The organism is Microbacterium sp. SL75 (genome assembly GCF_026625865.1).
Lineage (GTDB): Bacteria > Actinomycetota > Actinomycetes > Actinomycetales > Microbacteriaceae > Microbacterium.
Genome location: NZ_CP113067.1, coordinates 2784746 through 2810870 on the forward strand (window position 1 = coordinate 2784746; position 26125 = coordinate 2810870).

At 69.3% G+C, this 26125-nt stretch carries 25 protein-coding genes, 2 tRNA genes and 1 other RNA gene; 18 read left to right on the forward strand and 10 right to left on the reverse strand.

Annotated elements, in window-relative coordinates:
- The first annotated feature begins 228 nt into the window (after positions 1–228).
- From OVA17_RS13090 to OVA17_RS13100, 3 genes are read left to right on the forward strand one after another with little or no spacing between them, the layout of a single operon-like run.
- Positions 229–2406: an ABC transporter ATP-binding protein gene (locus OVA17_RS13090; RefSeq protein ID WP_267786997.1), complete on the forward strand. Its 2178-nt coding sequence runs from the start codon at positions 229–231 to the stop codon at positions 2404–2406.
- Positions 2407–2414: 8 nt separating this feature from the next.
- Positions 2415–3944 carry a hypothetical protein gene (locus OVA17_RS13095; protein ID WP_324289894.1) on the forward strand — a complete coding sequence of 510 codons (1530 nt, stop codon included), beginning with the start codon at positions 2415–2417 and terminating at the stop codon, positions 3942–3944.
- Positions 3945–3995: 51 nt separating this feature from the next.
- On the forward strand, positions 3996–4262 hold the full coding sequence (locus tag OVA17_RS13100; protein WP_056230575.1) for a DUF3039 domain-containing protein: 267 nt from the start codon (positions 3996–3998) through the stop codon (positions 4260–4262).
- 138 nt (positions 4263–4400) lie between these two features.
- On the opposite strand, the gene OVA17_RS13105 is transcribed toward OVA17_RS13100, so the two are convergent.
- The gene (locus OVA17_RS13105; protein ID WP_267787001.1) at positions 4401–5726 is read right to left on the reverse strand and encodes a nicotinate phosphoribosyltransferase; all 1326 of its coding nucleotides are present in this window, start codon (positions 5724–5726) and stop codon (positions 4401–4403) included.
- A 416-nt stretch (positions 5727–6142) separates the two neighbouring features.
- Between OVA17_RS13105 and murI the strand changes: the two genes are divergently transcribed.
- The 5 genes from murI to OVA17_RS13130 all read left to right on the forward strand — a co-directional run bounded on the left by murI (position 6143) and on the right by OVA17_RS13130 (position 10078).
- Complete coding sequence (gene murI / locus OVA17_RS13110) at positions 6143–6961, forward strand: glutamate racemase (RefSeq protein ID WP_267787002.1); 819 nt, start codon at positions 6143–6145, stop codon at positions 6959–6961.
- Positions 6962–6996: 35 nt separating this feature from the next.
- Complete coding sequence (rph, locus tag OVA17_RS13115) at positions 6997–7722, forward strand: ribonuclease PH (RefSeq protein WP_210074494.1); 726 nt, start codon at positions 6997–6999, stop codon at positions 7720–7722.
- 1 nt (position 7723) lies between these two features.
- The gene (gene rdgB, locus OVA17_RS13120; protein WP_267787004.1) at positions 7724–8320 is read left to right on the forward strand and encodes an RdgB/HAM1 family non-canonical purine NTP pyrophosphatase; all 597 of its coding nucleotides are present in this window, start codon (positions 7724–7726) and stop codon (positions 8318–8320) included.
- An 80-nt stretch (positions 8321–8400) separates the two neighbouring features.
- Positions 8401–9318 carry a cation diffusion facilitator family transporter gene (locus OVA17_RS13125; protein WP_210074498.1) on the forward strand — a complete coding sequence of 306 codons (918 nt, stop codon included), beginning with the start codon at positions 8401–8403 and terminating at the stop codon, positions 9316–9318.
- Positions 9319–9376: 58 nt separating this feature from the next.
- Positions 9377–10078: a GNAT family N-acetyltransferase gene (locus OVA17_RS13130; RefSeq protein WP_267787005.1), complete on the forward strand. Its 702-nt coding sequence runs from the start codon at positions 9377–9379 to the stop codon at positions 10076–10078.
- 15 nt (positions 10079–10093) lie between these two features.
- Here OVA17_RS13130 and OVA17_RS13135 read toward each other — a convergent pair whose 3' ends face one another.
- Positions 10094–12526 carry an ATP-dependent DNA ligase gene (locus tag OVA17_RS13135; RefSeq protein WP_267787007.1) on the reverse strand — a complete coding sequence of 811 codons (2433 nt, stop codon included), beginning with the start codon at positions 12524–12526 and terminating at the stop codon, positions 10094–10096.
- A 181-nt stretch (positions 12527–12707) separates the two neighbouring features.
- Between OVA17_RS13135 and OVA17_RS13140 the strand changes: the two genes are divergently transcribed.
- Positions 12708–13589 carry a Ku protein gene (locus OVA17_RS13140; protein ID WP_267787008.1) on the forward strand — a complete coding sequence of 294 codons (882 nt, stop codon included), beginning with the start codon at positions 12708–12710 and terminating at the stop codon, positions 13587–13589.
- Here OVA17_RS13140 and OVA17_RS13145 read toward each other — a convergent pair.
- The gene (locus tag OVA17_RS13145; protein ID WP_210074507.1) at positions 13586–14335 is read right to left on the reverse strand and encodes a DedA family protein; all 750 of its coding nucleotides are present in this window, start codon (positions 14333–14335) and stop codon (positions 13586–13588) included. The two genes, OVA17_RS13140 and OVA17_RS13145, sit on opposite strands and share 4 nt — an antisense overlap.
- 48 nt (positions 14336–14383) lie before the next feature.
- Positions 14384–14465, reverse strand: a tRNA-Leu gene (locus tag OVA17_RS13150).
- 127 nt (positions 14466–14592) lie between these two features.
- On the opposite strand from OVA17_RS13150, the gene OVA17_RS13155 reads away from it, so the two are divergent.
- Positions 14593–15612, forward strand: a complete 1020-nt coding sequence (locus tag OVA17_RS13155) for an NADPH:quinone reductase (RefSeq protein ID WP_267789400.1) — start codon at positions 14593–14595, stop codon at positions 15610–15612.
- Positions 15613–15645: 33 nt separating this feature from the next.
- Here OVA17_RS13155 and OVA17_RS13160 read toward each other — a convergent pair whose 3' ends face one another.
- Positions 15646–16884: an MFS transporter gene (locus OVA17_RS13160; protein WP_267789401.1), complete on the reverse strand. Its 1239-nt coding sequence runs from the start codon at positions 16882–16884 to the stop codon at positions 15646–15648.
- Between the two features lie 71 nt (positions 16885–16955).
- Here OVA17_RS13160 and prfB point away from each other — a divergent pair, with 71 nt between their 5' ends.
- The 4 genes from prfB (at position 16956) to smpB (ending at position 20689) form a co-directional block, all read left to right on the forward strand.
- Positions 16956–18065, forward strand: coding sequence for a peptide chain release factor 2 (gene prfB / locus OVA17_RS13165; protein WP_210074509.1), 1110 nt, complete (start codon positions 16956–16958; stop codon positions 18063–18065).
- 125 nt (positions 18066–18190) lie between these two features.
- A complete protein-coding gene (ftsE, locus tag OVA17_RS13170; protein WP_210074511.1) occupies positions 18191–19213 on the forward strand; it encodes a cell division ATP-binding protein FtsE in 1023 nt (340 codons plus the stop codon).
- On the forward strand, positions 19210–20127 hold the full coding sequence (gene ftsX, locus OVA17_RS13175; protein ID WP_210074513.1) for a permease-like cell division protein FtsX: 918 nt from the start codon (positions 19210–19212) through the stop codon (positions 20125–20127). The genes ftsE and ftsX overlap by 4 nt, the downstream gene beginning before the upstream one ends.
- Positions 20128–20212: 85 nt before the next feature.
- Positions 20213–20689: an SsrA-binding protein SmpB gene (gene smpB / locus OVA17_RS13180; RefSeq protein ID WP_094734236.1), complete on the forward strand. Its 477-nt coding sequence runs from the start codon at positions 20213–20215 to the stop codon at positions 20687–20689.
- A 21-nt stretch (positions 20690–20710) separates the two neighbouring features.
- Here smpB and OVA17_RS13185 read toward each other — a convergent pair whose 3' ends face one another.
- Positions 20711–21364, reverse strand: a complete 654-nt coding sequence (locus OVA17_RS13185; RefSeq protein ID WP_267787011.1) for an SIMPL domain-containing protein — start codon at positions 21362–21364, stop codon at positions 20711–20713.
- A 148-nt stretch (positions 21365–21512) separates the two neighbouring features.
- On the opposite strand from OVA17_RS13185, the gene ssrA reads away from it, so the two are divergent.
- Positions 21513–21882: a transfer-messenger RNA gene (gene ssrA, locus OVA17_RS13190) on the forward strand.
- 84 nt (positions 21883–21966) lie between these two features.
- On the opposite strand, the gene OVA17_RS13195 is transcribed toward ssrA, so the two are convergent.
- Complete coding sequence (locus OVA17_RS13195; RefSeq protein WP_267787012.1) at positions 21967–22506, reverse strand: YaeQ family protein; 540 nt, start codon at positions 22504–22506, stop codon at positions 21967–21969.
- 82 nt (positions 22507–22588) lie between these two features.
- Between OVA17_RS13195 and OVA17_RS13200 the strand changes: the two genes are divergently transcribed.
- Positions 22589–22843 (forward strand): hypothetical protein, encoded by a 255-nt coding sequence (locus tag OVA17_RS13200; protein WP_267787013.1) that lies wholly within the window; start codon positions 22589–22591, stop codon positions 22841–22843.
- Between the two features lie 19 nt (positions 22844–22862).
- Here OVA17_RS13200 and OVA17_RS13205 read toward each other — a convergent pair whose 3' ends face one another.
- Together OVA17_RS13205 and OVA17_RS13210 are read right to left on the reverse strand one after the other, a co-directional pair.
- Positions 22863–23432, reverse strand: a complete 570-nt coding sequence (locus tag OVA17_RS13205) for a hypothetical protein (RefSeq protein WP_267787014.1) — start codon at positions 23430–23432, stop codon at positions 22863–22865.
- A complete protein-coding gene (locus tag OVA17_RS13210) occupies positions 23429–24253 on the reverse strand; it encodes an inositol monophosphatase family protein (protein ID WP_267787015.1) in 825 nt (274 codons plus the stop codon). Before OVA17_RS13210 ends, OVA17_RS13205 begins: the two co-directional genes overlap by 4 nt.
- A 103-nt stretch (positions 24254–24356) precedes the next feature.
- Here OVA17_RS13210 and OVA17_RS13215 point away from each other — a divergent pair.
- Positions 24357–24432 (forward strand) — tRNA-Lys (locus tag OVA17_RS13215).
- Positions 24433–24523: 91 nt separating this feature from the next.
- Here OVA17_RS13215 and OVA17_RS13220 read toward each other — a convergent pair.
- Positions 24524–25615 carry a tyrosine-type recombinase/integrase gene (locus OVA17_RS13220; protein ID WP_267787016.1) on the reverse strand — a complete coding sequence of 364 codons (1092 nt, stop codon included), beginning with the start codon at positions 25613–25615 and terminating at the stop codon, positions 24524–24526.
- A 148-nt stretch (positions 25616–25763) separates the two neighbouring features.
- On the opposite strand from OVA17_RS13220, the gene OVA17_RS13225 reads away from it, so the two are divergent.
- Positions 25764–25967, forward strand: a complete 204-nt coding sequence (locus OVA17_RS13225) for a helix-turn-helix transcriptional regulator (RefSeq protein ID WP_267787017.1) — start codon at positions 25764–25766, stop codon at positions 25965–25967.
- The last annotated feature ends 158 nt before the right edge of the window (positions 25968–26125 follow it).

Sequence of the window (26125 nt, forward strand, 5' to 3'; positions counted from 1 at the left end):
GGGTGCTTGACGGCCGCGGGGCGTGGTGCGGCGTGCGCAGCCACGAAGTGCGGCCGCGAGTCGACCCCGAGTGCGCCTGCGCACGTACGCGCCCGGGATGTCGAAGAGGACGTCATCCGTTCAGATGAAATGTTTTGCGGGGATCCACCGGCCTTTCGTTATCTGTGAGTGTGTGGGGCGCGCGACTGAGCGTCGGTCGGTGTCGGAGGGGGTTGGTAGTTTGGTGCGATGACAGCGTCGCTGCCGGAGCCCCCCGAAAAGTCCTCTTCAGATACCGAGGGCGCGGCGGCGAGCGCCGAAGCCGCGGTGTCGCCCCCGGCCAAGCCCCGCGCGCCGCGTGCGACCACGCCGCGAACTCCGCGACGCCCGACGGCGAAGGCTGCGGACGCCGATTCGGCAGAGGCACCCCAGGCGACCGTCCCGCCGCGCACCCCGCGGACGACTGCCGCGCGCGCCGCCTCGGCCGCGGAGACGACCGGCCGGACGCCCGCGGCGAAGAAACCGACTGCGCCGAAGAAGCCCGCCGCGCCGAGGAAGCCTGCTGCTCCCCGCACGACGGCGGCGAAGGCTGCGGGGACGAAGGCGGCGGCGGCGAAGCCCGCCGCTCCCAAGAAGCCCGCGGCTCCGCGTCAGACGGCTGCGGCGAAGGCCGCGGATGCCAAGGCGGCAGCGGAGGCGGCTGCTCTCGAGCAGTCGCGGGCCGAGGCGACCGTGACCGCGCCGGACGTCGCTATGCCGCCGCTTCTGCCCGATGACATCGTGGTGCCGCCGCGCCCGCCGCTACCGGCTGCCAGCGCGACGACCGAGAGCGACGACGCCAATGCAGAGCCCGACCAGGCGGTCGCCGAGCCGGACGCGGTGGTCACACCGGATGCGGCGGGCTCCGCTCCGGCTGAGGTTTCCGCCGAGGACTCGTCCGCTGCCGGTGACGCCGAGTCGGAGACCGTTGCCGACCCGACCCCCGCCGATGTCGCTGTCGAGGAGCCGGTCGTCGATCCGGCTCCCGCCGATGTCGCGGTCGCCGATCCGATCGTCGCCGACGTCGTCGTCGAAGAACCGGTTGCCGATCCGGCTCCCGCCGATGTCGCCGTCGAGGAGCCGGCCGCGCAAACCGTGGCCGACCCGACGCCGGCCGACGTCGCCGTCGAGGAGCCCGCGACTGTCGCAGCAGATACGCCCCAGCAGACCGACGCGTCGTCCTCCCTCGTCATGTCGTCGTCCACCGAGGTCGTCACCGAGACGCCGCTCGAGCACGACCTCCCTTCCGACTCGGCAGCTCCGGCCGACACCTCGGCGAGCGAGGAGTCACCCGCGAGCGCCGACGGCGTGAGCGAGCAGGAGGACCCCACCCCCGCCGACGTGCGCGTCGACGAGGCCGAGCCCGCGGACCCCGAGACCGCCCCGTTCGTCGCTCCGGAGTCGACCGAGGTGCCCGAGACCACCGGCGTCGATGCGGCGGGCGCCGAAGACGACGGGCAGACCGCCGTCCTCGACGCATCCCCGGCCGAGACGATCGAGCGCGCCGTCGACCCCGAGCCACGCTCCGAGGTGGACGAGCCCGTCACCCAGGTCGACGACGCGCTCGTCCCCACCGCGGTGGTTGCGCAGCCGGTCGATGCGCCCACGGCATCCGACGACGAAACCGCCGTCCCGGCTCTCGCCCTGCGCACGATCACGAAGAGCTTCGGCGAACTGCGCGCCGTGGACGCGATCGATCTGACCGTGCCCGCGGGGGCGTTCTACGGCCTGGTCGGACCGAACGGCGCCGGAAAGACCACGACCCTGTCGATCATCGCGGGCCTCCTGCGTCCTGACCGCGGCACCGTCACGATCAACGGTGTCGACGCGGCCAAGCGCTCGCGCGAGGCCAAGAAGCTCATCGGCGTACTGCCCGACCGGCTGCGCACCTTCGACCGGCTCACCGGCCGTCAACTGCTGTCGTATTACGGCGCGCTGCGCGGGCTGCCCGCCCCGCTGGTCGAGAGCCGCACCGCCGACCTCGCTCGTGCCTTCGACCTCGTCGAAGCGCTCTCGCGCCCGGTGTCGGACTACTCCGCCGGTATGACCAAGAAGGTCATGCTCGCGGGGGCCATGATCCACTCGCCGCGTCTGCTCGTGCTCGACGAGCCCTTCGAGGCCGTCGACCCGGTGTCGAGCGGCGTGATCCTCGACATCCTCGGCACCTACGTCGAACACGGCGGCACGGTCATCCTTTCGAGCCACGGCATGGAGCTCGTCGAGCGCGTGTGCTCACGCGTCGCCGTCATCGTGTCGGGTCAGGTGCTCGCCGAGGGCACCGTCGACGAGGTGCGCGGCGAGGGAACGCTCGAACAGCGCTTCCGCGAACTCTCCGGTGGTCTCGGCGACGTGGAGGGACTCGAGTGGTTGCACACGTTCTCCGCCTGAGACTCGCCATGATGCTGGGCGCCCTCCGGGGCGACCGGCGCGAGGTCGTCCGGCGCGCCATCGGCGTCGTCATCCTCATCGCCGCCACCGTCGTTGCGGCGACGAGCGCCGCCGGTCTGGCGGATGCCAGCCCCCTCACCACCGCCGTCGTCACGGTGCTCGCGGGGTCGGCGGTGACGCTCGGCTTCGCGGTCGGTCCGCCCGTGACCGCCTCGATCGACCCCCTCGACCCGCGCCGCTTCGCCGTCGTCGGGCCCGAGCCTCGGCCCCTGGCTGGCGCGCTGCTGCTGGCCGGGTTCCTCTCCGTGCCGGTGCTGGTCGTGCTCGTCCTCGGGGTCAGCCTCGCCGTCGCGTGGGGCGCGCACGGCGCCTCGGCCTGGGCGAGTGCGGCATCGGTCGTTCTGGGGCTGACGACCTGTGTGCTGTTCGCTCGCGTGAGCATGGCGCTCGGCGCCCTCGTGCAGCGACCGCGGCAGTCGCGCGAACTCGTCGGCGTGTATCTCATCGCCGTTCTCGTCGTCGTCGTGCCGGTGGGTGTCTTCCTCGGATCGCTCGAGTGGCGGGGGGTCGTGCCGTCGCAGCTCGCCTCGGCGGCTGAGGTGCTCGCGTGGACCCCGATCGGGGCTGCGTGGGGTATCGCCCTCGCACCGTCGGTGGGAGCGGCCGTCGGCAGCCTCGTCGTGGCCCTCGCAACCGTCGCCGCGCTGGGACTCGCCTGGTTCGCCCTCGTCAACGTCCTGCTCACCACCACCCGTCGTCCGGCCGCGGTGCGCGAGCGCGGCGGCCTCGGCTGGTTCGCGATCCTTCCGGGCACGCCGGGGGGAGCGGTCGCCGCCCGCAGTCTCTCGTACTGGTTGCGCGACCGCCGGTACATCGTCAACGTCGTCATCGTGCCGATCGCCGCCGTCGTCTCGACGGTGCCGTTGCTCGTCGCCGGCGTCCCGTTCGAACTCGCCGTCCTGCTGCCGGTGCCGATCATGGCGCTGTTCTTCGGGTGGCTGCCGCACAACGACCTCGCGTACGACTCCACCGCGCTCTGGATGCACATCGCCAGCGGCATGCGCGGGGCTCCCGACCGCATCGGGCGTCTGGTGCCCGTGCTGCTCATCGGCATCCCGATCCTCGCCGTCACCCTGCCGCTCGCCATCGTCGCGCACGGGCGCTGGGCGATCTTCCCGGCGATGGTCGGGGTGTGCGCGGCTCTGTTCCTGGCGGGGCTGGGGCTGTCGAGCATCTCCTCGGTGGTGGCGCCCTACGCGGTCTCTCGACCGGGGGACAGCCCCTTCCAGCAACCGCAGCGCACGGGCTCGGGCGGCGTCGTCGCCCAGGGGCTCGTGATGGCCGGCGCGATCGTCGCGGCTTCGCCTGCGGCATGGCTCACATGGCGGGCGATCAACGGCGAGACTGTCGACACGGCGCTGGCGCTCTGGGTCGGCATCGGTGCCGGAGCCATCGTGCTCGTCGTCGGCGTCGCGATCGGTGCGGCTCTCTTCGAGCGCCGCGGAACGCGTCTCATGGAGTTCGCCGAAGCGACCTGACCTGGCTCGCGACCGACCCGTCAGGGCTGACCGCGGCTACACTGGCTCTCCATGAGCACGCCTCTCGACAGTCCTGACAGCGGGGGTCTCGCGACCCTGGATCGTGAGCTCGAAGAGCTCATCCGCGAGGAGAACATCGAGCCCGGTGATCACGAGCGGTTCTCCCATTACGTGAAGAAGGACAAGATCCTCGAGTCCGCCCTCAGCGGCAAGCCGGTGCGCGCCCTCTGCGGCAAGAAGTGGACTCCGGGGCGCGACCCCGAGAAGTTCCCCGTCTGCCCGCAGTGCAAAGAGATCTACGAATCCCTCATCAACTGAGGTCTTCTCGCTCCGCCTGAGGGGCCGGAAAGCGTCGCCCCGGCTAGCGCTCGGCGGCGCTCTCCGGCCCCTCACGCGCGTCCGCCGCGTGAAGGGCCCGTGCGCCCCGGACCCGCCGCTCAGCGCGCGCGCCGGGGCTCACCGCGTTTCGCGGTACTCCGTCGGCAGCGCCGGGTCGGCCTTGCTCAGCGCCAGGGCGCGCACGGGCAGTTCCTCACGCACGCGGGCGTGATGGGCCCGCGCGGCCTGGACTCCGGCCGAGCCGAGAGCACCGGCATCCGCCTCGCCGTGCTCCATGAGCGTCGCCTGCAGCGCACGCGCATCGGGGTGTTCGGCCGCGGTCGAGAGTTCTTCGAAGCCGTCGCTGACGACGATGAGCTCCGAGGTCGCGGTGCCGGATTCCAGGGTCCGGAACGCGGCCTTCCGCCCCCCGTGCGAGGCCTTCTGCGCGGATGCCTTGGCCACGGCCACCCACGAGCCGTCGGCGGCCTCTCGGGCCACGAGCTTGAAGACCAGCCCCGCGGTCGGGACGCCCGAGCCTGTCGCGACCGAGGTGCCCACGCCGTACGAGTCGACGGGTGAGGCCGCCAGGGCGGCGAGAGCGTACTCGTCGAGGTCGCTGGTCACCGTGATGCGGGTGCTCGTGGCGCCCAGTTCATCGAGCAGCGCGCGCACCTCGCCCGCGACGATCGGCAGGTCGCCGGAGTCGATGCGCACCCCGCCCAGGTCGGTGCCGGCGACGCGGACGGCGGTCTTGACCCCCTCGGTGATGTCGTACGTGTCGATCAGCAGGGTCGTCCCGGCGCCGAGAGCGTCGATCTGCGACCGGAAGGCGTCTTCTTCGCTGTCGTGCAGCAGCGTCCAGGCGTGAGCGGCGGTGCCCATGGTCGGCACACCCCAGCGGCGACCGGCCTCGAGGTTGCTGGTCGCCGAGAACCCGGCGATGTACGCCGCGCGGGCCGCGGCGACCGCGGCCTCTTCGCTCGCGCGGCGCGACCCCATCTCGGCGAGTGGTCGGTCGCCCGCGGCCACGCTCATGCGGGCGGCGGCGGTGGCGACGGCGGAGTCGTAGTTCAGGATGCTGAGTGCGAGCGTCTCGAGCAGTACGGCCTCGGCGAACGTTCCCTCGATCGTGAGCAGGGGAGACCCGGGGAAATAGACCTCGCCCTCGCGATACCCCGTCACCGACCCCGTGAAGCGGTAGTCGGCGAGGAAGTCGAGGGTTCCGCCATCGACCACCCGGTTGTCGCGGAGGAAGCGCAGTTCGTCGTCGCCGAAGCGGAAGTCGCGGATCGCTTCGAGCAGACGCCCCGTCCCCGCGACGACGCCGAACCGGCGCCCACCCGACAGGCGTCGGCCGAACACCTCGAACACGCAGCGGCGCGAGGCCGTGCCGTCGCGGAGCGCCGCGTCGAGCATCGTGAGTTCGTAACGGTCGGTGTGCAGGGCGGTGCTGCGGCTCATGGCGCCAGCATATTGCGGCCCCGTGGCCGTGCCCGCGCGGACTCCCGCGCTTGACAGTCGCCGCCCGGCGTACCGAACTCCTGAACTTTCGGGGGATGCGAGCCATGGATGCCGTGGCACCGCGAACCGTCGAATTTCCTCAGGAGTTTCGCACGCCGCGCGTCCCCGGCCACCCCTGTGCCGGGCCACCCCCGCCCCCGGCCACCCCCGCGCCGGCCACCCCCGCGCCGCGCCCGCGCCGGCAACCAGCCCGAGCGCCCGCACCCGCGCCGCGTCGTGCGAAACTCCTGACTTTCCGACCGTGAGACGGCCGAACGGCAGCACATGGCGCCTCTTCGCCTCGTTTTTCAGGAGTTCGACACCACCCGATGTCGGAGACCAGCCCGGTCCACCCCCTCCCGATAGGCTGGAGCCCTATGAACGACGCGCCGATCGGGATCTTCGACTCAGGAGTCGGCGGACTCACCGTCGCCCGGGCCGTCTCTCAGCAGCTGCCGCGCGAGTCCATCCTCTACATCGGCGACACCGCCCGCTCGCCCTACGGCCCGAAGCCGATCGCCGACGTTCGCAAGTACTCGCTCGAGGTGCTCGACACCCTCGTCGAGCAGGGTGTCAAGATGCTCGTGATCGCGTGCAACACCGCCTCGGCTGCGATGCTCCGCGACGCGCGCGAGCGCTACGACGTGCCGGTGGTCGAGGTCATCGGCCCCGCCGTGCGCACCGCGATGTCGACCACCCGCAACGGTCGCATCGGCGTGATCGGCACCGTCGGCACCATCGGCTCCCGCGCGTACCAGGACATGCTCGAGGTCAACGAGCGCCTGACGGTCTTCGCCGAGGCCTGCCCGCGCTTCGTCGAGTTCGTCGAGGCAGGGGTCACCGACTCGCCCGAAGTCCTCGCCACCGCCGAGCAGTACCTCGCGCCGCTCCGCCACGCTGGCGTGGACACCCTCGTGCTCGGCTGCACCCACTACCCGTTCCTCGAGGGCGCCATCAGCTACGTCATGGGCCCCGAGGTCAGCCTCGTCTCGAGCGACAGTGAGACCGCGAAAGACGTCTATCGCCAGCTCGTGTCGCGCGACCTTCTCGCGACACCGGATGCCGTGCCCACCGCCCGCTACGAAGCCACGGGCTCATCGGCCGACGACTTCGTGCGCCTCGCTCACCGCCTCATGGGCCGCGAGGTGCGCGAGGTGCAGCTCGTGCAGACCGGCGCCATCGACCTGCCGCGCTGAGTCGCGGCATCCATTCCCGTTCCCCTGGAGGACCCATGACCCGCAAAGACGGTCGCACCAACGACCAGCTCCGTCCCGTCACCATCGAGCGCGGCTGGTCGGCTCACGCCGAGGGCTCGGCCCTCGTCACGTTCGGCGGCACCAAGGTGCTGTGCACCGCGTCGTTCACGAACGGCGTTCCGCGCTGGCTGACCGGCAAGGGCAAGGGCTGGGTCACGGCGGAGTACGCGATGCTCCCGCGCGCGACGAACAGCCGCAACGACCGCGAGTCGATCAAGGGCAAGGTCGGCGGGCGCACGCACGAGATCTCGCGCCTGATCGGCCGTGCCCTGCGTGCGGTGGTCGACACGAAGGCGCTGGGCGAGAACACCATCGTCATCGACTGCGATGTGCTGCAGGCCGACGGCGGCACGCGCACCGCGGCGATCACCGGCGCGTATGTCGCTCTTGCGGATGCCATCGCCTGGGGACGCGAGAAGAAGTTCATCGGTCAGCGCGCCGAGGTGCTGCGCGACTCGGTCGCCGCGGTGTCGGTGGGCATCATCGACGGCGAACCGATGCTCGACCTGGCGTACGTCGAAGACGTGCGCGCCGAGACCGACATGAACGTCGTCGTCACCGGTCGCGGTCTGTTCGTCGAGGTGCAGGGGACGGCCGAGGGCGCGCCGTTCGACAAGCGCGAGCTCGACCAGCTGCTCGAGCTGGGCGTGAACGGCTGCGCCGAGCTGCGCGGCATCCAGGTCTCGACGCTCGAGGGCTGAGATGGCTCGCATCGTCCTGGCCACGCACAATCCGCACAAGGTCGAGGAGTTCCAGGCGATCGTCGCCGAGGTGCGCCCCGACCTCAAGGTCATGGGGTACGACGGCCCGGAGCCGGTCGAAGACGGCGTGACGTTCGCGGCGAACGCGCTGATCAAGGCGCGCGCGGCGGCGGCGCACACGGGTCTGCCGTCTCTGGCCGACGACTCCGGTGTGGCCGTCGACGTACTGGGCGGTTCGCCGGGGGTGTTCTCGGCCTACTGGGCGGGGCACAAGAAAGACGCCACGGCGAACCTCGAGCTGCTGCTCGACCAGCTCTCGGATGTCGCCGACCCGCACCGCACCGCGCAGTTCGTCTCGGTCATCGCGCTCGTGCACCCCGATGGCACCGAGCAGACGGTCGAGGGCCGCTGGCCCGGCCGCCTCGCCACGGCCCCGGCCGGTCCCGGCGGTTTCGGCTACGACCCGGTCTTCATCCCCGACGGCCAGCCTTCGGGACAAGAGCGGACCGTCGGCGAGTGGACCGCGGCCGAGAAGAACGCCGAGTCGCACCGAGCCCGCGCTTTCCGCGAGCTGACACCGCTTCTTCGGGGGCTCTGAGAACGAGACCGACACCGGTTCTCATTCCCGACTTGGCCGAACCACCGCGGCGGAGCCTGTGCCCGTTCTAGCCTGGAACCATGCACGATCACGCGCCCTCCGGCGGCATCCGAGATGCCAGCAATCGGCGCCTGCTCGCGACCGCCCTGGCCCTGACGGCCACGGTGATGCTCGTGCAGATCGTCGGGGCTGTCCTGACCGGCTCGCTCGCCCTGCTCGCCGACGCCGCGCACATGTTCACCGACGCGGCCGCTCTGGTGGTCGCGCTCATCGCCACCGCGATCGCCGCGCGCCCGGCCGATGATCGTCGCACCTTCGGTTACCAGCGTGCCGAGGTGCTGGGGGCCCTCGCCAACGGCGTGATCCTCATCGTGCTGTGCGCGTGGGTCGGCGTCGAGGCGGTGCAACGTCTGCTCGCCCCGGCCGAGACCGAGGTGCAGGGCGGACTGATGCTGGTGGTGGCCACCGTCGGCATGATCGCCAACGCCGTGTCGATGTTCCTGCTCTCTCGCGCGCAGAAGCGCAGCATCAACGTGCGCGGCGCCTATCTCGAGGTGCTGGGCGATCTCGTCGGATCGATCGCGGTGATCATCGCGGCCCTTGTCATCGTGACGACGGGATTCATGCAGGCGGATGCCATCGCCTCGCTGCTGATCGCGGTGCTCATCGTCCCGCGGGCGATCGGTCTGCTGCGCGAGGTCGTCGTGGTCTTGACGGAGTCGGCCCCGGTGGGGGTGCACGTGGCCGAGATCCGCGAGCACCTGCGCGAGGCCGACGGGGTGGTCGACGTGCACGACGTGCACGTGTGGCAGCTCACCCGCGGAGCGCCGGTGTTCAGCGCTCACGTGATCGTGGAAGATGCCGCGCTCGCCGATGGGCGCGCCGCCGCGATCCTCGCTTCGCTCCAGACGTGTCTCGCCGACCATTTCGACGTCGAGCATTCCACTTTCCAGCTGGAGCCCGCGGGGCACGTGGAGCACGATTCGCGTCACGCGTGAATGTCGGTGCCGTCCGGTAGCCTTCGGACAGGCACCCGCACCCCCCGGAAGGTTCCTCATGTTCTCGTCACTCGTCATCGACCATTGGCTGCCGTCTCCCGCGAGCGCGTTCTCTGATGACGACGCGGTCGTCGTCGTCGATCCGGAGGCGCCCGAGAACCGGTCCGTCTCGATCCTGCGCATCGGCGACGGGGCGACGGTCGTCTCGCTGAGCCCCGAGCGAGCGGATCAGCTCGGTGTGTCCGACGGAGAACGTCTCGCCGCTGATGAGGTTCTGGAGCGCATCGACGCGGCGGGCATCGCGCTGAACGACCCCGACCACCTCTTCTACCTTCCGGTCGAAGAGCATGCCAACGTCACCGCACCCGAGCCGCAGGCGAACACGCGCCGGCTGACGGCCGAAGACGCCGACGCCTTCGCCGCCCTCGTCGCGGCGGCGCCCGAGGACGAGCTCGACGAGGCGTTCGTCGAGCTCGATCACTGGCTCGTGTTCGGCACGTTCGTCGACGGCACGCTGGCTGCTGCGGCGAGCATGTATCCCTGGAGGGGCACGCGCCTCGCCGACCTCGGCGTGATCACTCTTCCGGAGTTCCGCGGCCGCGGCCTGGCGAGGGCGACTGTGCTGGCGATGGCCGCCGATGCGCTGGAGCGCGGCTACGAGCCGCAGTACCGGTGTCAGCTCGATAATGCCCCGTCGGTGGCTCTCGCGCTGGCATCCGGATTCCGCCGTTTCGGCGAGTGGATCGTCGTCGACGACTGAACGGCATCACGGCGTTCAGTTCTCGCGCACGACCTCCGCGGGCGACTTGTCGGGGCGGAGGCCGCGCCACCGCGCCTGGCGGAGGATCCCGCCGGGGGTGAACTCCGCGAACTCGACCTCTGCCACCAGGGTGGGGTGCACCCACAGGGCGTCGCGCGCGTCGGCGGCCGGCACACCGACGAAGGGGTTCGCATCGGCGCGTAGCGGCTCGAGTGCCTTCGTCAGTCGAGCGAGGGTCTGCTCGCCGAACCCGGAGCCCACCCGCCCCGCGTACTGCAGTCCGCCCGCCGTGGGCACCCCCACCAGCAGCGAACCGATCGTGCCGGAACGGTTTCCTCTACCGGGTCGGATCCCGCCGATCACGACCTCCTGCGTGCGCGAGTGCTTGACCTTCAGCCACCGCTCGGATCGCACCCCGCGGCGGTAGGTCGAGCCCGGGTCCTTCACGACGACCCCTTCGAGCCCGAACCGGCCGCTCGTGGAGACCGCGGCATCCACGTCGTCGAACACGGGAGGCACGACGACCGGACCCCCGGCCTCGGCGGCCAGCTCCTCGAGCACGTCGCGCCGCTCCAACAGGGGGAGGGATGCCACATCCCGCCCACCCGCCGACAGCACATCGAAGAGGTAGAGGTGAACGGGGGTGCGCTCGGCCTCGCGGGCGATCTCGCGCGCCTTCGCGAGGTTCATGCGCCTCTGCAGAAGCGGAAAGCTCGGCCGTCCCTGCTCGTCGAGCGCGACGATCTCTCCGTCGAAGACGGCCGGGTCGGGACCGAGACCCAGGTCGACGCTCGTGAGCTCGGGGTAGGCGTCCGTCAGGTCGTTGCCGTTGCGCGATCGAAGGCGCAGCCGTTCGCCGTCCCAGGTTCCCAGACCCCGGATGCCGTCCCACTTCATCTCGACCCAGGGCGTGCCGCCCCAGCGCTCGGCGGCGGCGCGGGCGATCCCCGGCGTCGCGGAGGTGGCGAGCATGGGCTCGATGTCGCCGTCCCTGTCGACGCTCGGTGGGACCTCGGTCGATGCAGGGGGATCAGCGGAGCCGTGGTCCAGGGCCACCACGGGGGCTCCGCCGCTCTGCGGTCGGCCCGCGGCATCCGTCTTCATGCGGTGCAGCAGCCACTGCGATCTCTCACCCTGCCCCTCGGTGCGGATGAGGGCGAGTCGCACGCGGCCGAGCGGTCCGTCGGTTCTGCCCTCGAGGGTGGCGATGACCTCGTCGTCGCGCCACTTCTCGAGCTCGTACGTACCGGTGTCCCAGACCGTCATGGTGCCCGCGCCGTACTCACCGCGGGGGATCTCGCCGGCGAAGTCGAGGTATTGCAGCGGGTGGTCCTCGGTCATGACGGCGAGGCTGTTCTTCGCTGTGGTGGGCGGCACACCCCGGGGGACGGCCCAGCTGACGAGCACGCCGTCGCGTTCGAGGCGGAGGTCCCAGTGCAGACGTGAGGCGTGGTGCTCTTGGATGACGAACCGGGGGAGCCCCTCGGCGGCGGGCGCGCCGTGGGGAGCCTCGGGCACCGGCTCGGGGGTCTTTCCGGCTGTGCGCTTCGCGATGTAGGCGCGCAGGGGCCCGTGCGCCGCGTCGACGGAGGCGAGCGGGTCGTCGGTTCTCCCGAGGACCTCGGTGAACAACAGGTGCCGCAGGTCGGGGTCGTCCAGCTCGTCCCAGGTGCGCGGGGCGGCGACGTAGGGGCGCGGGCGGCCGCGCAGCGAGTACGGCGCGATCGTCGTCTTCGAGCCGTTGTTCTGACTCCAGTCGATGAACACCTTGCCGGGGCGTGCGGCCTTCGACATCTGGCTGACGACGAGGTCGGGGTGATCGGACTCGATCGCGCGCGCGAGTTCCTTCGCGACGACGCTGACCGCGTCGCTGGACTGGCGCCCGTCGAGGCGGGCGTACAGATGGATGCCCTTGCTCCCACTCGTCACCGGCAACGGGTCGAGCCCCATGTCTCGCAGGATCGCACGCGCCCACCGCGCGACCTCGGCGCACTCGGCCAAGCCCACGCCCGGACCGGGGTCGAGATCGAGCACGAGCCGGTCGGGGTTCTGCCTCTCGCCGTCGCTCGAGAAACGCCACTGCGGCACGTGCAACTCGAGGCTGGCGACCTGCGCGAGGTAGACGAGGGCGGGGAGGTCGTCGACGAGCGGGTAGTCCTTGGCGCCCGAGGAGTGGTCGATCGGAAAGCGCCGCACCCATGCCGGAGCACCGGGCTCGAGGGCCTTGGCGAAGAACGGTTCGCCGGGGTCGGCATCCGTCCCCACTCCGTCGGGCCAGCGCTTGCGCGTGAGCGGGCGGTCGGCGACGTGCGGGAGAAGCAGGGGAGCGATCCGCGAGTAGTAGTCGATCACCTCGCCCTTGGTGGTGCCGGTCTCGGGGTAGAGCACCTTGTCGAGGTTCGACAGGCGCAGGCGACGACCGCCGATGCGCACCGTCTGCTCCGTCATCGCCCCAGCGTAGAGCGGAGGGGGAGAGGGATGCCGAGGGGGTTGCGGCGAACTCGGGGTTCCGGTGGCTTCGAGACGCTCGGCCACCCGGGGGCCAGGTCCGAGGTCTGCTCGAAGGGGCCGGACACGTTCGCGCGCAAGGGTCTCGGCATCCACCGCTCTCCCGGTGTTCACTGGGCACATGCGATCGATCTGGAAGGGCGCCCTGACGTTCGGGCTCGTCAACGTGCCTGTGAAGGTGTACTCGGCGACCGAGGACCACGACGTCTCGCTGCATCAGGTGCACAACAAGGACGGCGGCCGCATCCGGTATCAGCGCGTCTGCGAGGTGGACGGCGAGGTCGTGCCGTACCAGGACATCGACAAGGCTTACGACGACGGCGAGCAGACGGTCGTGCTGACCAAGGACGATCTGGCGTCGCTGCCGAGCGAGCGCAGCCGGGAGATCGAGGTCGTGGAGTTCGTGCCGAGCGACCAGGTCGACCTGCTGACGCTCGACAAGGCGTACTACCTCGAGCCCGACTCGTCGTCGCCCAAGGCATACGTGCTGCTGCGCAAGACCCTCGAGCAGACCGACCGCACGGCGATCGTGCGGTTCTCGCTGCGACAGAAGACCCGGCTGGCGGCTCTTCGCGTCCGCGGGGACGTGCTGGTGCTGCAGACACTGCTCTGGGCCGACGAGGTGCGCGAGGCGGCTTTCCCGGCTCTCGATGAGAGTGTGCGCATCTCGGCGAAGGAGCTCGAGATGTCGGCGTCACTCGTCGAGAGCTTCTCGAAGGACTTCGAGCCTGAGGAGTTCACCGACGCGTACCAGGCGGAGCTGCGCACCCTGATCGACGCGAAGCTCGAGCAGGGCGATGCGATCGATACCGACGCCACCTTCGGAAAGCAGGAAGAGGAGGACGGCGGCGAGGTCATCGATCTGATGGAGGCGCTGCGGGCGAGCGTGGAGCGCAGCCGGGCGGCACGATCGGGCGCTGCGGCCACCGACGGCACCGCCGAAAAGAAGAAGGCCGCCGGCACGAAGCCGGCGGCCAAGAAGAAGAACTCGAAGGCGTCTTAGCGAGCGGGCTGATCGCCGTCTTCGAGGGTCTTCGGGTCGAGGGTGAGCGATTCGGCCTCGGCCGCGGTGACGGCGCCCTCGCGCTTGGCGGCGGCGCGCTCACGGAAGTAGTGGATCGCGATGAAGATCACGGTGCCGGCGACGGCGGCGAGCAGGATGACGTCGATGTACTCGGTCACGATGTCGCGGACGAACGGAATGTAGCCCACCAGGTAGCCCAGCATCGTCAAGCCGATGCCCCAGATGATCGCGCCGATCAGGTTGTAGAGCGAGTACTTGCGCCACGGCATGTGACCGACACCGGCGGCAATCGGCGCGAAGGTGCGCACCACGGGCACGAAGCGCGCCAGGATCACGGTCAGTCCGCCGAAGCGCTCGAAGAACGCGTTCGTGCGTTCGACGTTCTTCTTGCTGAACAACCCGGACTCTTTGCGCTCGAAGATCGAAGGCCCGGCCTTATGGCCGATGAGGTAGCCCACCTCACCGCCGATGAATGCCGCGACACCGATCGCGAGAGCCACCCACCAGGCGTTGATCCCGAAGACGCCGTGCGGAGCCGCGTCGGTGGAGTGCGACAGCAGACCCGCCATGATCAGCAGGGTGTCGCCCGGCAGCAGGAAGCCGATCAGCAGACCGGTCTCGGCGAAGATGATGAAGCAGACGACCAGCAGCGCCCAGGGCTGGGAGTTGGTGATGATCGTCGCGGGGTCGAGCCACGGGAGCAGCGCGCTGGTGGTGTGGATCACATCGGTCCCGTCGGGTCGGAATGTCGGTGCAGGGGATGACTACTACCGTGCGGAAGGGGGGACTTGAACCCCCACGCCCGAAGGCACAGGAACCTAAATCCTGCGTGTCTACCGATTTCACCACTCCCGCGAGTCTGATCATTGTAGGCGGGTGGAGTGCGCGCACGTTGTGAAGCCGCCGTCAACCCCGGGAGTCGTCCACCCTCGCCGACGCGCCGCGGGGAATGCTGAACGACATGGCATCCGTTCTCCCCTTCATGAAAGCGATCACGTACTCCCAGCCCGGTGACTCCTCCGTCCTCTCGCTCGAGGACCGCCCGCTGCCCGAACCCGCCGCGGGAGAGGTGCGCGTACGCCTGACCGTGTCGGGGGTGAACCCGACCGACTGGAAGGCCCGCGCCACCACCGGCCGCCCGCTTCCCTTCGACGAGGTCACGCCCAACCACGACGGAGCGGGAGTGGTGGATGCCGTCGGCGAGGGCGTCGACGTCCTGTCGGTCGGTCAGCGGGTGTGGGTGTATCTCGCGGCCCACCAGCGCCCGTTCGGCACGGCGGCGGAGTATACGGTCCTGCCCGCGTCGCGGGCCGTGCCGCTGCCCGACAGCGCATCGTTCGAGCTCGGCGCGAGCCTCGGCGTTCCGGCGATGACCGCGCACCGCGCCCTCACCGTGCACGAGGACGGCCCCTCGCGCCTCGCTCCCGGGGCGCTCGCCGGACGCACTGTCCTGGTGCAGGGCGGTGCCGGAGCCGTGGGGCACGCCGCCATTCAGCTCGCCGCTTGGGCCGGAGCCACGGTCATCGCCACCGTTAGCAGCGACGAGAAAGAGGCACTGGCCCGTTCTGCCGGCGCCCACCACGTGCTGCAGTACCCGAGCGAGTCGCTGGCCGCCGATATCCGGGAACTCGCGCCGAAGGGTGTCGAGCACATCGTCGAGGTCGCCATCGCCGACAACGCCGGTCTCGATGTCGAGGTCGTCGCCAATCACGGAACGATCGGGTACTACGCCGACAACGGCGGGGCGGAGTTCACGGCCCGCGTGCGCGAGAGCTTCGCCAAGAACGTGCGCTGGCAGGGACTGCTGCTGTACACCGTGGGGGAGCGGGCGCTGCTCGCCGCCGCCGAGGACGTGGCCGCGGCCGTCGCCGACGGGGCGCTTCCGGTCGGGCACGACGCCGGGCTGCCGCTCACGTGGTTCGCGCTCGATGAGACCGCCGCCGCGCACGACGCCGTCGAGCAGGGTGCGCTCGGGAAGGTGCTGATCCGCGTCGCGGAGTGAGCCCGAGGGCGGCGTCCTCGAGGGGGCGCCGCCCTAACGGGTACGAGGCACGTACCGCGGGACCCAGCGGATGAAGCCGGCCGCACCCAGGACGGCGATGAGGCCCATCGCGCCGACACCGACCGACAACGATGCGACGGCGGTCAGGGCGGAGACGATCAACGGGGCCACAGCTCCGCCGGCATCCGTCAACGTCCTCCACGAACCCAGGAACGCTGCGGGGTCGCTGGGCGGAGCCACATCGGCGCCGAGAGTGAGCAGGATGCCGCTCGACAGGCCGTTGCCGACCCCCAGGACCGCGGCGAACATCGCGTACCACATGGCCGCCGACGACAGTTCGTGCGTGACCGACAGGGCGAAGAACCCCGCACCCATGAGGACCATGGCGGGAAGGGCCGCCCAGAGGCGCCCGAAGCGGTCCATCACCTGGCCGCTGGCGTAGAACAGGGCGAAATCGATCGCTCCCGAGACCCCGACGACCACCGCGATCGTTCCGGCATCCAATCCGAGCGAGACGCCCCACAGGGGCAGCACCACCTGACGAGCCGAGCGCACGGCCGACAGCGACGAGGCGGCGAGTCCCAGACGCGCGAGCACCCCGCGGTACCGCCACATCGTGCGGAACACGCCGACCCTCTCCACGGTCGGGATGGAGCCGGTGACGGGCTCGCCGGTGTCCTCTGCGTCGCGGGAGTCGCCCGCGTCTCGCCGGGTGGCAGACCCCGCCCCCACCGGGACGGCCTTCTCGGGGTCGGGACCGAAGAAAACCAGCAGGATCGTGGCGATCTGGCAGACAGCGAAGAAGACGATGGATGCCGTCTCGGTGCCGAGCACCGCCAAGAGGGCCGCCGAGATGAACGGACCGACGAACATGCCCAGGCGGAACGTGCCGCCCAGCAGCGACAGTGCCCGGGCGCGGAAGGTGAGCGGGACCCGCGTGGTCATGAACGAGTGGCGGGCCAAGGCGAAGGACGCGGCGCAGAAGCCGATGAGGAACACCGCCCCGGTGAAGAACGCCAACGACTGGGCGAGGACGATTCCCACCAGACCGGCCAGGACGACGATGCCGGCGACGCCCATCGTCACGCGCTCGCCGAAGCGGGCCACGGCCCACCCGGCGGGGATGTTGCCGCAGAGCTGCCCGACGACCAGCGCGGCGGCGACGAGAGCGGCCACCGCGACGTCGGCGCCGAGGCGGTCGGCGATGACGGGGATGAGGGGGATCACGGCGCCTTCGCCCACGGCGAAGAGCAGCGTGGGGCCGTAGATCATCGGTGCGAAGCGCACCAGCACGTTCCGGGGAGAGTCGGCTGTCACTGTCTCCACGATAGGCTTGATGCCAAATGCTCGAACTCGATTTGACCGCCGACATCCAGGCGCTGCGCTCGACCTTCGCCGATATCCAGGCCGTGGTCGACGTCGACGCACTCAAAGCCGACATCGATCGCCTGAGCGAAGAGGCCGGTGCTCCCGACCTCTGGGACGACGTCGAGAACGCTCAGAAGGTCACCAGCCGTCTCAGCCACCGCCAGGCGGAGCTCAAGCGCGTCTCGGAGATCGAGCAGCGGCTCGACGACCTCGAGGTGCTGGTGGGTCTCGCGATCGAGATGGACGACGAGGAGTCCGCCGACGAGGCTCGTCGCGAACTCGCCTCGCTGAAAGACGTGATCGGCCAGCTCGAGGTGCAGACGCTTCTCGACGGCGAGTACGACCCGCGTTCGGCGGTCGTCACGATCCGCTCGGGTGCCGGCGGCGACGACGCCACCGACTTCGCCGAGATGCTGCTGCGCATGTACCTGCGTTGGGCCGAGCGTCACAAGTACCCCGTCAAGGTCATGGACACCTCTTACGCCGAAGGCGCCGGCATCAAGTCGGCCACCTTCGAGGTCGACGTGCCCTACGCCTACGGCACGCTGTCGGTCGAGGCCGGCACGCACCGTCTCGCGCGCATCAGCCCCTTCGGTGGCGCCGACAAGCGCCAGACGAGCTTCGCCGCGGTCGAGGTCATCCCCGTGATGGAAGAAGCCGTCGAGGTCGAAGTCCCCGAGGGCGACATCCGCGTCGACGTCTTCCGCTCCTCGGGCCCGGGTGGTCAGTCGGTCAACACCACCGACTCCGCCGTGCGCATCACGCACCTTCCCACGGGCCTGGTCGTCTCGATGCAGAACGAGAAGTCGCAGATCCAGAACCGCGCGGCCGCCATGCGCGTGCTGCAGACCCGCCTGCTGTTGCTCAAGCGCGAAGAAGAGGCCGCGAAGAAGAAGGAGCTCGCCGGCACGATCACCGCGAGCTGGGGCGATCAGATGCGCTCCTACTTCCTCTACGGTCAGCAGCTCGTGAAAGACCTGCGCACCGGCTACGAGGTCGGAAACCCCGCGGTCGTCTTCGACGGCGACCTCGACGGTCTGATCGCGGCCGGCATCCGCTGGCGCAAGCGCAAGGACGACGACTGAGCTTTCCCCGCGGGGAAGAGAGCCCTATGGATGCCGCTGGCCCGGCATCCATAGGGCTCTCTCGGTTTCGCGACACGGCGCGTCCTCTCGGCCTGGTTCGGACCCGCGCTTAGGCTCATCGAGCCATGATCCGGTTCGAGAACGTCACCAAGCGGTATCGCGGCACCGCGAAGCCCGCCCTGAACGCCGTCGACTTCGAAGTGCAGCGGGGGGAGTTCGTCTTCCTCGTCGGCGCTTCGGGCTCCGGCAAGTCGTCGTGCCTGCAGCTCATCCTGCGCGCCGAGACCCCCAGCGACGGCCGCGTCGTCGTGCTCGGTCGCGACCTGCGCACGCTGTCGAACCGCAAGGTTCCCTACTTCCGCCGTCACATCGGTTCGGTGTTCCAGGACTTCCGGTTGCTGCCGAACAAGACGGTGCACCAGAACGTCGCCTTCACGCTGCAGGTGACCGGCGCCTCGCGCGGGTTCATCCAGCAGGCCGTGCCCGAGGTGCTGGCGCTCGTCGGCCTCGACGGCAAAGAGAAGCGTCTTCCGCACGAGCTGTCGGGTGGAGAACAGCAGCGCGTGGCGATCGCGCGCGCACTCGTCAACCGCCCGCAGGTGCTGCTCGCCGACGAGCCGACCGGAAACCTCGACCCCGGCACGTCGATCGACATCATGCGCCTGCTCGCGCGCATCAACGCCGGTGGCACGACCGTCGTCATGGCCACCCACGAGGCAGGCTTCGTCGACCAGATGCAGCGTCGCGTGATCGAGCTGCGCGGCGGTGAGATGGTGCGTGACGAACGTCACGGCGGCTACGGCGACACATCGAGCCTTCCGCGACTCGCGCCCGAGGTCGAGCGCGGTGCGGCGGCTGTGGCCGCTCTCACCGCCGTTCTCGAGGTGCAGCGCGAGGTCACCGGGCTCACGGGTCCGGTCGAGCCGTTGACGAAGCCGGCTGTCGCGGAGCCTGCTCCCGCGGCATCCGAGGCTCCCGCCCAGAACTCCGAGCCCGAGGCTCCCGTCGCCGCCGAGCCCCGTGAGCCTGGCACCAACACACGCTCCATCCCGGTCACCCGCCCCGACGTCGACGCTCTCGGTCTTGCCGACCGGCTCGGACTGGGCGAGAAGAAAGACCGCAACGACGAAGTGGGACCCACGTCATGAGGTTCGGGCTCATCCTCTCGGAGGCCTTCACCGGTCTTCGTCGCAACGCGTCGATGGTGATCTCGGTCATCCTCGTCACCTTCGTGTCGCTGACCTTCGTCGGGGCCGCGATGCTCATGCAGATGCAGATCGGCAAGATGCAGTCGTACTGGGCCGACCGCGCCCAGGTGGCGGTGTTCATGTGCGCGGCTTCATCGAACGCTCCGACCTGCGTGGCCGGTGAGCCGGCGACCCAGGACCAGATCGACGCCGTCAAGGCGACGCTCGACGGTCAGGCGCTCGCACCGCTGATCCGCGACTACACGTTCCAGACCAGCGACCAGGTCTTCGAGAACGCGAAGCAGCAGTTGCCCGAAGACATCGCCGGCGTCGTGACGGCGGATCAGTTCAACGCGACCTTCAGCATCAACCTGGTCGACCAGAGCCAGTCCGACGTCATCGCCGAGGCTTTCAGCGGGCAGAACGGTGTCGAAGCGGTCACCGATCAGCTGCAGTACCTCGAACCCCTTTTCCAAGCCCTCACCGTCGCGACCTACGTCGCGGTGGGGATCGCCGGGCTCATGCTGATCGCGGCCGTGCTGCTGATCGCCACGACCATCCGGCTCTCGGCGTTCGCGAGACGCAAGGAGCTCGGGATCATGCGTCTGGTGGGTGCGTCCAACCGTTTCATCCAGACGCCGTTCATCGTCGAGGGCGTGCTGGCCGCACTCATCGGTTCGGCGCTCGCGAGCGTGGCGGTGTGGGCGATCGTCGGCGTCGGGGTGAATCAGTACCTCAGAGACCGGATCGGCTTCATCACCTCGTGGGTGGACTTCGGCGACGTGGCGATCGTGATCCCGCTTCTGGTCGTGATCGGCATCGTGCTCGCGGCACTGAGTGCCAGCTTCGCCATCCGCCGCTGGCTGCGCGCCTAGCAGCTCGCGGTATCGCGCTCGGCCGGCATCCGGTGTGGGTAAACTGTAAGGCTCTGTGTGCCCATGATCATGAGGAGGTGGCACCATGCCTCGTGAGCAGGGTGAGAAGCTCATCGCGTCGAACAAGAAGGCGCGTCACGACTACGCCATCGAGAAGACGTACGAAGCCGGATTGGTGCTCACGGGCACCGAGGTGAAGTCGCTGCGGCAAGGACGCGCGAACCTCACCGACGGCTACGCCTACATCGACGGCGGCCAGGCCTTCCTCGACGCCGTCCACATCCCCGAGTACTCGCAGGGCCACTGGACGAACCACTCGGCCAAGCGCACGCGCAAGCTGCTGCTGCACAAGGAAGAGATCATCAAGCTCTCGCACGCGGTGTCGGCGGGCGGATACACGCTCGTTCCGCTGCGGCTGTACTTCCTCGACGGGCGCGCGAAAGTCGAGATCGCGGTCGCCAAGGGCAAGCGCGAGTTCGAGAAGCGTCAGACGATCCGCGAGCGCGAGGACAAGCGCGAGGCCGAGCGCGCGATGCGCACGAAGAACCGCCTGGGCGACTGACCTCTTCGCCTGCGGGGCGCGTCACTCGGCGCGGAAGCGCCCCTCGACCACCGAGGTGACGACGATCTCGGGCGGCTGCAGGCTGAACGACGGTCCGGTGGCGGACGCGGCCATCAGGCGCGCACCCATCGGAGCCGGAGTCTCGGGGTGGGCGGCGAGCAAGCCGGCATCCGCGATCTCGACGGCGGAGACGGATGCCAGCCCGAGAGCGTCCGCATACGCTGTCGCGCGCTCCACGGCGACGTGCACGGCGTCGGCGGCGACCTCTCGCTCGACCCGGGCGCGGGTGGTGGGGGACAGGCGCCACTCCACGGCGGTGACCTGCACGTCGTCGGATTCGGCGACATCGCCCAGCCACCACGACAGGGCTCCCGCGTCGGTGAAGGTGGCGGACAGCTCTACCGCGGCGTGATGGACGAGGGGGAGCTGCGCGCCTTCGTTGTTCCAGGGGCGGTCGGACCAGACGGACACACGGGCGCTCGACCACTCGGACACCTCGCCGGAGCGGAGGTGGGCGACCAGCCCGTCTTGCACGCTCGCGGCGCGCTCTTGAGCCCGCTCGACGACAGGACCGCGCACGGGGCCATCGGTCGAGACGGTCACCCGGACGGCGGCCTCTTCGGCGCGGACGCGGGCGTTGCTCTCGCCCCGGACGGTGATGACGACCTCACTCATGCGGTGAGCCTACGGGACGGGGGTGGGATCCCGTCGAGCGGGAATCACCCGGGCCCGGGATCCGTTATAGACTGTGATGCTCGGGTGCTTCGGTTCCCGAGGTGGCAATTCAACAGAGTGACAACGGCCGCTCCATCACGGAGTTCCCGGGGCTGATCGGTTTCGACAGCGCCTGCGAACCCGCGAGAAGCGGGCCGAGGATGTGGGGTTATCTCGTAAACGCTCCCTGCAAAACAATAAGTGCCAATGCTAAGCGCACTGACTTCGCCCTCGCTGCGTAAGCGAGCCCGATAGTCCGTCAGACCGTGTGTGACCCCGCCACGGAATCTGGCGTCATTTAGGGGTCTTGCTGTGTGACGGCGTCTGGACGTCACGCGGGACTTTTCCCAGGCTGGGCTTGTCGACTTAGGTGTCTGTGACAAAGGTCGGAGCCGAGCAGAACGTCTGCACAGACTGCGCCCGGAGAAAACGCGGAGACCCAGCGTTGGACGGGGGTTCGATTCCCCCCAGCTCCACGAGCCGTTGTCACGAAGAGGTTGTCACGAAGAGAAAGCCCCCGCTCCCGCCCGTTTCGGTGGGAGCGGGGGCTTTCTCGCGTTCGCTCAGCCCGCGGTGCGGGTGTGGATGTCGCTCTCGCCCGAAACGCCGTTGAGTTCGAGGTAGATGCGCCCCTCGGTGCGGGTGAGGGTGGCGGTGTTGCGGCGTTCGATGGCGTCGGCGAGCTTCTCGGCGAAGCCGGGCTCGAAGCTGTGCAGCAGCACCTCGTCGGCGCGGTGGATGCGCTTGCCGGCCCAGGGCGCTGCGACCTTGTCGGGGTCGCGGTGCGTGTAGACGGCGACCCTCTCGGCCTTCATGCTGCCGGTGTGCAGGCGGGCGGCATCCGGAGCCCCGACCTCGACCCAGGCGACGAGCGCACCGGTGAGATCGCGGACCATCACGGCGGGCTCGTCGGTGGCGGCGACACCCTCGCTGAAGCCGATGCCCTCCTCGTACTCGAGGCAGTACGCCAGCACGCGCGTCAGCATGTACGGAGCGGTCTCGGACGGATGCCGGGCGACGCGCAACGGCAGTTCGTCGTACACGCCGCGGTCGACGTCGGAAAGTTGCACCGTGAAGGTGTGAATGGTCGAGCCGATAGCCACGAGGATCGAGCCTACGTTGTCCCGCCCTTCTTGTCGGGCGGGATGGAACCCGTGGTCGTCGTGAACCGGCTAGCGTCGGGGCATGCCCGACCCGCGTAGCTCCCGCATCGACATCGGTTCGTTCCGCCTCGAGCCCGTGCCGGATTCGGCGCGCTGGCGGGCCGTGGCACGTGAAGACGGCGCCCCGATAGAAGGCGGATGGAGCGATTGGGTCGCTCTGGCCCACCGGGTGCTGCGAGCCGACGAGCTGTGGCGGGAGCGCGAAGCGCGCGGAGACGCGTGGGACGAGGGATTCGCGGCAGGACAGGATGCCGCGGCGGTGAACCCGTACCGATGATTCGGCGCGGGCGCACCCCTTACTGCGGCGTCTCGACGAGGAGCAGGCTCTGGCGGGTGTCGGCGAACTTCACCCAGCCGTCACCGAACAGGTAGGTCAAGCCGTAGCCGTCCGCACCGCGACCGCCGAGCCAGTCGGGATTCTCGGTGACGTAGTCTCCGGTGGCGTCGCGCTCGAGCTTCCAGCCCGAGGCGACGAGGTCTTTCTCCGCCCGCTGCGCGGTCGCATCGTCGATGGGGGCCCAGCCGAAGATCTGCACGCGGTCCGAGGCGACCTTCGCGTCGCCCCACTTGCACTGGATGCCCTCGTCGAGCGCGGTGGCCCCGATGCGGAACGGCTCCTCTTGGTACGTCCAGCCCAGACTCTTGAAGTCGTCTGCGGTGGACTTCGGGATGATGTTCTCGCACGTCGGATCGATCGGAGCCGTCGTCGGAGTCGCGCTGGCGGTCGAATCGGGAGCGGGTACGTCGGTCGCCGTGGCGCTGGCGGCGACGCTCGGCGCGGCGTCGGGCGTCGGGGTGCAGCCTGAGAGCGTGAGGGCCGCGACGAGGCCGGCGGCGGCAACGAGCGGGGTGCGCAACTGGATCATCGGGCGTCCTCCTCGTGCAGCAGGGCGAAGAAGTCGTCGTGCAGCAGACCGTTCGTCGCGAGCGAGGATCCCGCGTCGAGACGGTCGGTGCCGTCGAAAGCGGTGAAGCGACCTCCGGCCTCGCGGACGATCGGGGCGATCGCGGCGATGTCGTACTCTTTCACGCCGAACTCGGCGACGAGCTCAAGGCGACCCTCGGCGAGCCACATGTAGGGGAGGGCGTCGCCGTACGCGCGGTCGCGCCACACGGCCCTCGCGAGCTTCTCGAGGGTGGGGACGAGGTCGACGTCGTCCCACTGCTCGATGCTCTGGAAGCTGATGCTGGATGCCGAGACCTCATCGATCGCGGACACGGAGATGCGGCGGGTGTGTCCGTCGGCGGTGGCAGTCCAGGCGCCGTGTCCGACGGCGGCCCACCAGCGTCGGCCGATAGCGGGCTGGCTGACCACGCCGACCCGGGGGACGCCGTCCACCGTCAGCGCGATGAGAGTCGCCCACACGGGGATCCCCCGCATGTAGTTGTGCGTGCCGTCGATGGGGTCGATGACCCAGCGTCGGGAGGTGTCACCCGAGGTGCCGTACTCCTCACCGAGGACGGAGTCGCCGGGGCGCTCGGCATCCAGGATCTGACGGATGGCCCGCTCGGTGGCGAGGTCGGCCTCGGTGACGTGCGTGCGGTCGGGCTTCGTATCGATCCGCAGGTCAGCCGAGTCGAAGCGTTCCATCGTCACCGCATCGGCGGCATCGGCCAGACGAAGGGCGAGCGCGAGATCGTCGGTCAGGTCCGCGAGGGGCGCGGCGGGCTCTTCGATGGAGGACACGGCTCAAGGATAACGGGCGCTCCTGGCTCGATTTGGTGTGCTCGAGTCACGCCTGGTAATGTCATTCCTCGGCGCGGAGAGCGAAACTTCGGCCGAAAAGAACGCACCTCTAGCTCAATCGGCAGAGCAACTGACTCTTAATCAGTGGGTTCTGGGTTCAAGTCCCAGGGGGTGCACCAATAAAACGCCTCTCACCTGGTTTTTGCAAGTGAGAGGCGTTTTTGCGTTTGGCAGCCGAGTCAGGATCTGGTCAGGATGCGCCTGAGCTGGTCAGGATTCGCCCTGACTGGCGGTCCGCTTTCGGAGTGCCTTCTCGCGAGCTTTCGACATGCGTTCCGTGACCTCATCCATGCGATCCGGGAACAGCTTGGCGTAAGTGTTCAGGGTCTCCGTGGCGTCGGCGTGGCCGAGCATCCGTTGCACCATGAGGACGTCAGCGCCTGCCGCGATAGCGAGAGAGGCGGCGGTGTGTCGGAGACCCTTCGGAGTCAGGCCGTCCGGCGTTCCGGCCTCGGCGGTCACCTTGGACCACACCCTGTTCCTCCAGTTCGACACGCTCAGGTGTGTACCGGTCGATGACGGGAAGAGGGGAGCGCTGGCGGCACGACCACGTACGAGGGCGCGGAGGTCGTCGACTAGGTGCGGAGGAATTGGAACCTCCCGCGTGCCCGCGGTGGTCTTCGCTCGACGCCCGACGAGCGGGCGTCCGTTTATGTCCGTGGTGAAGGTCGCCGTGACGGAGATGCGGCGCCGTTTGAGGTCGACGGCGCCGACGGTCAAAGCGGCTACCTCGCCAATGCGGAGGCCGATATTCCCCATCGCCGCGATCATGAGTGCGTCGGCGGGAGTGGCCATATGTCTCGTGGTCCACACGAGGTGGTCGAGCTGCGCGTGCGTAAGGAAGATGACGGGGTCCGACTCGACGCGCGGCGTCTCGACTCCCTCGGCCGGGTTGCGCCTGATCCATCCCTCGGAAACCGCAAACCGTAGGCCCGCGATGAACGGCACGAGCACGCCGTCGATGGTTGCGGGGGCGAGGCCGCCGGAGTGCGCCTTCATGCCATTTCTGCGGGGCGCAGAGCCGTTTTGGAGCGCAGAGACCCACTGGTCGACGTCGGTGCGTTTGACGGCGCTGAGGCGGGTGTTGCCCCATCGCGGGATGACGTAGTTGTTCACCGCGTTGTTGTACTTCGCCATGGTCGCGTCGCCTGGCTCTTTCTTCGAGCTGATCCACGCGGTGACGGCGTCGGCGACGGTGAGGGCCGCGGTCTCGGCCGAGACGTAGGTGTCATCGCGGAGAGAGTTCTCGATTTTGGCTCGGTGTGCCTCGGCGTCGGGCTTTTTGTCGAATGACTTGGACACCTCTCGCCGGGTATCGGGGTTGATGTGCACCACACGCCAGCGCAGACCAGCCCCCGTACGGGCGCCCTTCCATCGATCGATGATCCATGCTTTGGAAAACGTTCCCCCGAAGTCTTGAAGGTCGCCGGGTCATCGGCGTAGAGAAGATATGACTGTCACGGACCTTAACAACACATCTCGCCTTCTCACGCCCAGGGAGGTCGCGGCGTGGCTCGGTCGCTCCGTGCCCGCGCTATCTCAGATGCGCTATCGGGGCACCGGCCCGCGCTTCATCCGTGCCGGTGGCCGAGTCCGATATCGAGTTTGTGATGTAGAGGCGTGGCTAACGGCTGGGGAGAGGAGCGCGACCTGAGGACGACGCAATCTAACGAGCCGATGGCGTTGGACGTGTTCGTGCGCTGCTAAGTATTAGCGAGAGATCTGCGGGGCGCAGTGGACTGATCTGGGCGCCCAGAAATTATCGCACCGGCGGAGGCTAAACCCAGCCGTTCAACCGCGTTGGCTGGTCGG

What these genes read in the sequence shown, in the direction of transcription:
- OVA17_RS13090 (WP_267786997.1), top strand. Translation starts at nt 229, where the DNA reads ATGACAGCGTCGCTGCCGGAGCCCCCCGAAAAGTCCTCTTCAGATACC.
- OVA17_RS13095 (WP_324289894.1), top strand. Translation starts at nt 2,415, where the DNA reads ATGATGCTGGGCGCCCTCCGGGGCGACCGGCGCGAGGTCGTCCGGCGC.
- OVA17_RS13100 (WP_056230575.1), top strand. Translation starts at nt 3,996, where the DNA reads ATGAGCACGCCTCTCGACAGTCCTGACAGCGGGGGTCTCGCGACCCTG.
- OVA17_RS13105 (WP_267787001.1), bottom strand. Translation starts at nt 5,726, where the DNA reads ATGAGCCGCAGCACCGCCCTGCACACCGACCGTTACGAACTCACGATG.
- murI (WP_267787002.1), top strand. Translation starts at nt 6,143, where the DNA reads ATGAACGACGCGCCGATCGGGATCTTCGACTCAGGAGTCGGCGGACTC.
- rph (WP_210074494.1), top strand. Translation starts at nt 6,997, where the DNA reads ATGACCCGCAAAGACGGTCGCACCAACGACCAGCTCCGTCCCGTCACC.
- rdgB (WP_267787004.1), top strand. Translation starts at nt 7,724, where the DNA reads ATGGCTCGCATCGTCCTGGCCACGCACAATCCGCACAAGGTCGAGGAG.
- OVA17_RS13125 (WP_210074498.1), top strand. Translation starts at nt 8,401, where the DNA reads ATGCACGATCACGCGCCCTCCGGCGGCATCCGAGATGCCAGCAATCGG.
- OVA17_RS13130 (WP_267787005.1), top strand. Translation starts at nt 9,377, where the DNA reads ATGTTCTCGTCACTCGTCATCGACCATTGGCTGCCGTCTCCCGCGAGC.
- OVA17_RS13135 (WP_267787007.1), bottom strand. Translation starts at nt 12,526, where the DNA reads ATGACGGAGCAGACGGTGCGCATCGGCGGTCGTCGCCTGCGCCTGTCG.
- OVA17_RS13140 (WP_267787008.1), top strand. Translation starts at nt 12,708, where the DNA reads ATGCGATCGATCTGGAAGGGCGCCCTGACGTTCGGGCTCGTCAACGTG.
- OVA17_RS13155 (WP_267789400.1), top strand. Translation starts at nt 14,593, where the DNA reads ATGAAAGCGATCACGTACTCCCAGCCCGGTGACTCCTCCGTCCTCTCG.
- OVA17_RS13160 (WP_267789401.1), bottom strand. Translation starts at nt 16,884, where the DNA reads ATGATCTACGGCCCCACGCTGCTCTTCGCCGTGGGCGAAGGCGCCGTG.
- prfB (WP_210074509.1), top strand. Translation starts at nt 16,956, where the DNA reads ATGCTCGAACTCGATTTGACCGCCGACATCCAGGCGCTGCGCTCGACC.
- ftsE (WP_210074511.1), top strand. Translation starts at nt 18,191, where the DNA reads ATGATCCGGTTCGAGAACGTCACCAAGCGGTATCGCGGCACCGCGAAG.
- ftsX (WP_210074513.1), top strand. Translation starts at nt 19,210, where the DNA reads ATGAGGTTCGGGCTCATCCTCTCGGAGGCCTTCACCGGTCTTCGTCGC.
- smpB (WP_094734236.1), top strand. Translation starts at nt 20,213, where the DNA reads ATGCCTCGTGAGCAGGGTGAGAAGCTCATCGCGTCGAACAAGAAGGCG.
- OVA17_RS13185 (WP_267787011.1), bottom strand. Translation starts at nt 21,364, where the DNA reads ATGAGTGAGGTCGTCATCACCGTCCGGGGCGAGAGCAACGCCCGCGTC.
- OVA17_RS13200 (WP_267787013.1), top strand. Translation starts at nt 22,589, where the DNA reads ATGCCCGACCCGCGTAGCTCCCGCATCGACATCGGTTCGTTCCGCCTC.
- OVA17_RS13205 (WP_267787014.1), bottom strand. Translation starts at nt 23,432, where the DNA reads ATGATCCAGTTGCGCACCCCGCTCGTTGCCGCCGCCGGCCTCGTCGCG.
- OVA17_RS13225 (WP_267787017.1), top strand. Translation starts at nt 25,764, where the DNA reads ATGACTGTCACGGACCTTAACAACACATCTCGCCTTCTCACGCCCAGG.